Below are 5,400 nucleotides of genomic sequence, written 5' to 3'. Positions count from 1 at the left end.
TATTTAATTACACGTGCACCGTTTTTACGAGATATGCATCAGAACTGTGGTTTTGTAAATGTTCGGCGTGTGTCAAAGGCCAGAGGCACTGCGCAGGTCAGATAAACGGGTATCCCCCTTGCCCATCTCACATGGAACAGGAAAAACACACGCCAAAAAATTGTGTTCCGCATGCATCCATTTTGGTTTTTGCCGCGTCTCTCCAGTAAACCCCATCGCTACTGGAGTCCTCATGAAATATAAGTACCTGATCCTTTCACTGTTGTTACCCGGTTTTACCGCGTTTTCTGCTTCACCACTTACCGATCCTTCCATTCAGCATCAGCCTCAGGATGGCGTCATCAAGGTCTATGGACCGGGTGGCCCACACTCTGCGCTGCAAAAAGCCGCCAGCGCCTGGTCGAAACAATCAGGCGTTAACGTTACGGTCATCTATGGACCGGAAAGCAAATGGAGCAAAGAAGCGCAGCACGATGCCGATCTCATTTTCGGCTCTTCCCAGCAGTCGATGACCGCGTTTCTGGAAACGTATGCCTTTATTCAAAGTAAAGACGTCATGCCCCTCTATTTACAACGTTCAGTGATTGCGGTGAAACCGGGAAATCCTAAAGGCATTAAGGGAATTAACGATCTACTGAAAAAAGACGTTGGCATCGTGGTCACTGAAGGTGCAGGTGTTTACAACACCTCCGGAACCGGAGTCTGGGAAGATATCGCCGGACGTACCGGCCAGCTTGCCGATATCAAAAACATCCGCAGCAAAATTGTTGCTTTTGAAAAAGGCAGCGGCGCGGCATTTAAAGCTTTTCAACAACCGCAGGCCGACGCCTGGATAACCTGGAGCGACTGGCCTCTCTCTCACCCGGATAAGGCTACTCTGGTCGAGATTGAACCCGAGCGGCGGATCTATCGGGATATGAATATCGCCGTCGCGAAAAATGCCGATCCGCAGACACAGGATTTCGTCCGTTACCTGAGCTCCCCGGAGGCGAGCAAAATTTTTGCTCACGAAGGCTGGATGCAATAACCCACTGGAAAATTCCGTCTACAATCAAGCAACAGGAAAACGTTATGAACAAATTCATCTGGAGTGTGATGTTAGCAGGAACCACCTGTGCCGTGCAGGCCGCAGATATCGCCGTACATGATACGTCGCTTGGAAAGGTGTATACCGACAAAGAGAACATGACGCTCTATACCTTTGATAAAGACAGTAACGGCATTTCCGTTTGCGATGCAGAGTGCAGCAAAAACTGGCCACCGTTGCAGGTCACAGAACAGATGTCGCCCACGATAAATGGGCTTGAAGCCATCAAGCGAGAGGATGGCACCCGGCAATGGGCACTCAACGGCAAGCCACTCTATCGCTGGGTAAAAGATATGAAACCCGGCGATACCACTGGCGCAGGGGTCAAAAACGTCTGGCAACTGGCGCGCGCCGACGAAACGCCTGTCCAGGTGTATACGACAAAAGCAGGCCGTATTCTGGTGAATGCCGACAACATGACGCTTTACACCTTTGATAACGATAAGAATGGCGTCCCGGCCTGCTATGACGATTGCGCCGAAAAATGGCCACCGGTGATTGTCGGGGCAAATGCAAAATTAGCGCCGCCATTCAGTTCCAGCACGCGCCGGGACGGTCAGCGGCAATTGCGTTATAACAATATGCCGCTCTACCTCTGGAAACAGGATCGCGCCCCAGGCGACACCACCGGAGATAACGTCAAAAACGTATGGCATATCATCTCCATTACTCAATAAGGTATCGCGTGGACATTGATAAGGAAGAGATCCGCACACTTTTTTCGCGGATCCTGCTACAGGACAGAGAAGCTTTCACCACCCTTTATCAACGCACCAGCGGGTATTTATATACCCGCATTTTACTTATCGTGAGAGACAAGGCGATTGCTGCTGATTTGCTCCAGGAAGGGTACATCAAAATCTGGCACGGTAAACTCCGTTCACCGATTGACGCCCCCTGGGCATGGCTGTGCCAGGTCATGCGCAACCAGGCTATCGACCACATCCGACAACACGGAAGACGAGGTGAAACCGAGCTGTCGGGTGAGGAAGATGACCTCATAGCGCCACCGCCACAACAGGAGAAAGAGCATCGGCTCACCGACTGCCTTTCCCGACTGGAAGCAGAGAAACGCAGCGCCATCGTCCTCGCCTGGTATCACGGTTTTTCACACCCCGAAATTGCCAGCCATCTCAGTGCGCCGCAAGGCACGATCAAATCCTGGATCCGCCGGGGTCTTAGCGAGTTAAAACAATGCCTCAGCCAATAACCGCTTCCCGCTATCGTCATCCACAAATCCGCGAACATCTCGCCAGTCAATATCTGCTGGGTGTACTGTCTCCGCTTGCCAGACGGCGGTTTGAAAGCCTTCTGGAACAGGATCCGTCGTTATGGCAGGCGGTGGAACAATGGCAGCAACACCTGGATGCCCGCAGTCCCACTGTCGCGCATCCACCGGCACACGTCTGGCGCAATATCCAGGCGTCAATGGACAGAGGCGTTCCGACGCGCGGCGTAAAACACTGGCTGCGTAATGCCGGGTGGCTGGTCGTAGGGGCGCTACTGATGTTTATGACGCTGACGCCGGTAACGCAGCAAATAAAGCCCGTGAGTTATCTGGCGATGATGTCGTCCAAAGAGTGCCGGGATTGTTTTGTCCTGCTGGCGTTTCAGGGAAGTAAACCCGGACAGTCCAGTATTCGAGTGCAATACAGCGCGCACAGCGACCCGGCAGCATTTACGCAGGCAACGTTGTGGATGCGCGACAAAACCAGCGGCCAGTTGGTGTACCTTGCCCCGATGACGCAGTTGCAGGATTTGCACTATCTGACACCCGGTGAATGGAAGCAGTTGAAAAACAGTGATGAACTGGTCGTCAAGGATAACGAACGCACGTTGTTTTCCGGCAAATGCCTCACTCTTTAGCCTGGCGAATTTCTGATGCCATCACTTTTTCGCTGGTCTGGGGACTTGTGGTGAATGAGGAGTCATCGGAAAAACTGAACAATACGCTATTTAACACTTGTTTTATCCAAATTAAGTGCCAGACCAGGCTGGCACTTAACACATGAAAAAACGTAAAACATTAAGAATAAGCACAGGTTATTATTCAATTTTATTTACTGGAGGATGCCGCCGCCTTTATTGCCTGTCGTAACCCACCATTAATTGGATCATCAACCCACAGGCAGGAGAGAGAAAAAGAAAAAAACCGGTAACCATTTCCGCCCCCCCGGTCAACCACCAGGTGAAGTTGTATATTACGATTGCAAGAGCGATCATTCCGATAAAAGAAGAAACGCCTGAAATAGTCCCCAAAACCTGACCAATATAACCACTTACGGCTACAATACTTATCGCAAGAAACATCAATAAATAGATCATAGCGTTACCTCCTGTGGGCGATGATACTTCCCGTAATACCTTACACTCCTTACCGTTTATACTTTAAGTTATACCTTATAACGGAACCGTGTGTATCACATTCGCCTCACAATTTGATCCCCTGCACCCATCGTGCTTCACGGTATCAAAAAGCATTTAAAACATAGAATTAAAATTAAATACTTCCCCCCTCTCACAACCAAAAAAATCTTTACGTTTCTTGTATAAGATTTTATAGCAGGTTCTAATTCTAAAATGGTATATTATATGGGCAAGCATTCATGCCCCTCGTGGTTTTGTCCTGACTCAGTTTTACACTCTTTACAGGAACCATTGTCGTACATGATGGCCTAAGTATGAGTGTACCGCTGCAGACCAGAAATCTTCTGCGATACAACATCCCGTATCTATTGAAGGTGCTTATGTTCCCAACAAGCAAATTTTCACGCGAATTCCTGCATCCGCGCTACTGGCTCACCTGGTTTGGCCTCAGTGTGCTTTGGTTGCTGGTGCAATTGCCTTACCCCGTTTTATGCTTTTTGGGGACCCGAACAGGCAAACTGGCGCGCCCTTTTTTAAAACGTCGCGAATCTATCGCCCGTAAAAATCTTGAACTCTGCTTCCCAAAATTATCGCAGGAAGAGAGAGAAACCATGATTGCAGAGAACTTTCACTCTCTCGGCATGGCGCTGCTCGAAACGGGCATGGCCTGGTTCTGGCCTGACAAACGCGTACGCAAATGGTTTGATGTCGAAGGAATGGATAACCTGCTGCGCGCTCAGGCGCAAAACAAAGGTGTTATGGTAGTCGGCGTTCACTTTATGTCGCTGGAGCTGGGCGGTCGCGTAATGGGACTGTGCCAGCCGATGATGGCAACCTACCGTCCGCATAATAACCCGTTAATGGAATGGGTTCAGACGCGCGGACGTATGCGCTCGAATAAAGCGATGATCGGCAGAAACAATCTGCGTGGCATCGTCAGTGCGCTGAAGAAAGGGGAAGCCGTATGGTTTGCTCCCGACCAGGACTACGGACGTAAAGGCAGCTCATTTGCTCCTTTCTTTGCGGTCAAAAATGTGGCCACCACCAACGGGACGTATGTGCTTTCCCGTCTGTCAGGCTCTGCCATGCTGACCGTCACCATGGTGAGAAAAGCCGATAACTCAGGATATCGCCTGTTTATCTCGCCTGAAATGGAAGGTTACCCAACCGAAGAAAACCAGGCTGCCGCCTACATGAACAAGATCATCGAAAGAGAGATCATGCGTGCGCCTGAACAATATCTCTGGATCCACCGTCGGTTCAAAACTCGCCCGCAGGGTGAAGCCTCACTCTATATTTAGAAAGAAAGGCCTTATGGCCTTTCTTTTTTTCTGCCCTGTTCATATTCCGCCCCACTATCAAGATCACGCTGACATCACGTCATCTTGTGTAGATCTCGCGTAAAAATAACCCTAATTTCAGCAAGGTATAGCGGGCATTATCCGATCAATACTCTCGTCGCTGACTGGCCATTTATTACCATCAGAAATCAAACTGTCGCCGAATCCCGACACTTGTAAGTTACTAAAAGTAAATAAAAAAATGCCTCTTGTTTCGCCTCATTTTTAGGCGTACATTAGCGCCGTCTGGAGCAATGAAGCACAGAATTCTGAGGTGATGCCGCAGACGAAACGGGGAACATTCTCAGTTTCATTCAGTCTGGCACCAGCTCTCTATAATCAGGTGAGTTTAAGTTCATTTAGGCGTACATGAAGGTACGCGGAGAGATGAAACGTGAAATATTTCTTTATGGGCATTTCATTTATGGTCATCGTATGGGCCGGAACTTTTGCCCTGATGATCTAAAAATAAAAACGCAGCAATAAATATCCTCCGGCATAGCCGGAGGTTTTTCAAATGCGCCTGTAAGGCTCTGTTACCAGCCGCGCCCTAACAGGCGCATACGATCTGACATTTGCATCCAACTTTGTTACTTACGGCCCGTA

7 protein-coding genes are annotated in these 5,400 nt (G+C 49.4%); 6 read left to right on the top strand and 1 reads right to left on the bottom strand.

All coding sequences use genetic code 11. The features are described 5' to 3' along the window. The first annotated feature begins 232 nt into the window (after positions 1 to 232). Genes NNO04_RS22070 through NNO04_RS22055 form a run of 4 tightly spaced genes read left to right on the top strand, consistent with a single transcriptional unit; the run spans position 233 to position 2,953 of the window. Positions 233 to 1,027 carry a substrate-binding domain-containing protein gene (locus NNO04_RS22070; protein WP_271446484.1) on the top strand — a complete coding sequence of 265 codons (795 nt, stop codon included), beginning with the start codon at positions 233 to 235 and terminating at the stop codon, positions 1,025 to 1,027. Between the two features lie 44 nt (positions 1,028 to 1,071). Next, positions 1,072 to 1,764: a hypothetical protein gene (locus tag NNO04_RS22065; protein WP_271446483.1), complete on the top strand. Its 693-nt coding sequence runs from the start codon at positions 1,072 to 1,074 to the stop codon at positions 1,762 to 1,764. Positions 1,765 to 1,772: 8 nt separating this feature from the next. After that, the gene (locus NNO04_RS22060) at positions 1,773 to 2,297 is read left to right on the top strand and encodes an RNA polymerase sigma factor (RefSeq protein ID WP_271446482.1); all 525 of its coding nucleotides are present in this window, start codon (positions 1,773 to 1,775) and stop codon (positions 2,295 to 2,297) included. After that, positions 2,282 to 2,953 carry a hypothetical protein gene (locus tag NNO04_RS22055; protein WP_271446481.1) on the top strand — a complete coding sequence of 224 codons (672 nt, stop codon included), beginning with the start codon at positions 2,282 to 2,284 and terminating at the stop codon, positions 2,951 to 2,953. Before NNO04_RS22060 ends, NNO04_RS22055 begins: the two co-directional genes overlap by 16 nt. A gap of 216 nt (positions 2,954 to 3,169) precedes the next feature. On the opposite strand, the gene NNO04_RS22050 is transcribed toward NNO04_RS22055, so the two are convergent. Then, on the bottom strand, positions 3,170 to 3,412 hold the full coding sequence (locus NNO04_RS22050) for a DUF2545 family protein (RefSeq protein ID WP_271446480.1): 243 nt from the start codon (positions 3,410 to 3,412) through the stop codon (positions 3,170 to 3,172). A 422-nt stretch (positions 3,413 to 3,834) separates the two neighbouring features. On the opposite strand from NNO04_RS22050, the gene lpxP reads away from it, so the two are divergent. Continuing rightward, a complete protein-coding gene (gene lpxP / locus NNO04_RS22045; RefSeq protein WP_271446479.1) occupies positions 3,835 to 4,755 on the top strand; it encodes a kdo(2)-lipid IV(A) palmitoleoyltransferase in 921 nt (306 codons plus the stop codon). 433 nt (positions 4,756 to 5,188) lie between these two features. Next, the gene (ypdK, locus tag NNO04_RS22040; protein ID WP_010723117.1) at positions 5,189 to 5,260 is read left to right on the top strand and encodes a membrane protein YpdK; all 72 of its coding nucleotides are present in this window, start codon (positions 5,189 to 5,191) and stop codon (positions 5,258 to 5,260) included. The last annotated feature ends 140 nt before the right edge of the window (positions 5,261 to 5,400 follow it).

It is taken from the genome of Citrobacter sp. Awk 4 (assembly GCF_028069725.1).
GTDB lineage: Bacteria > Pseudomonadota > Gammaproteobacteria > Enterobacterales > Enterobacteriaceae > Citrobacter_D.
The sequence above is the reverse complement of the archived record's forward strand: the minus strand, read 5'-3'. Positions and strand labels throughout refer to the sequence as shown.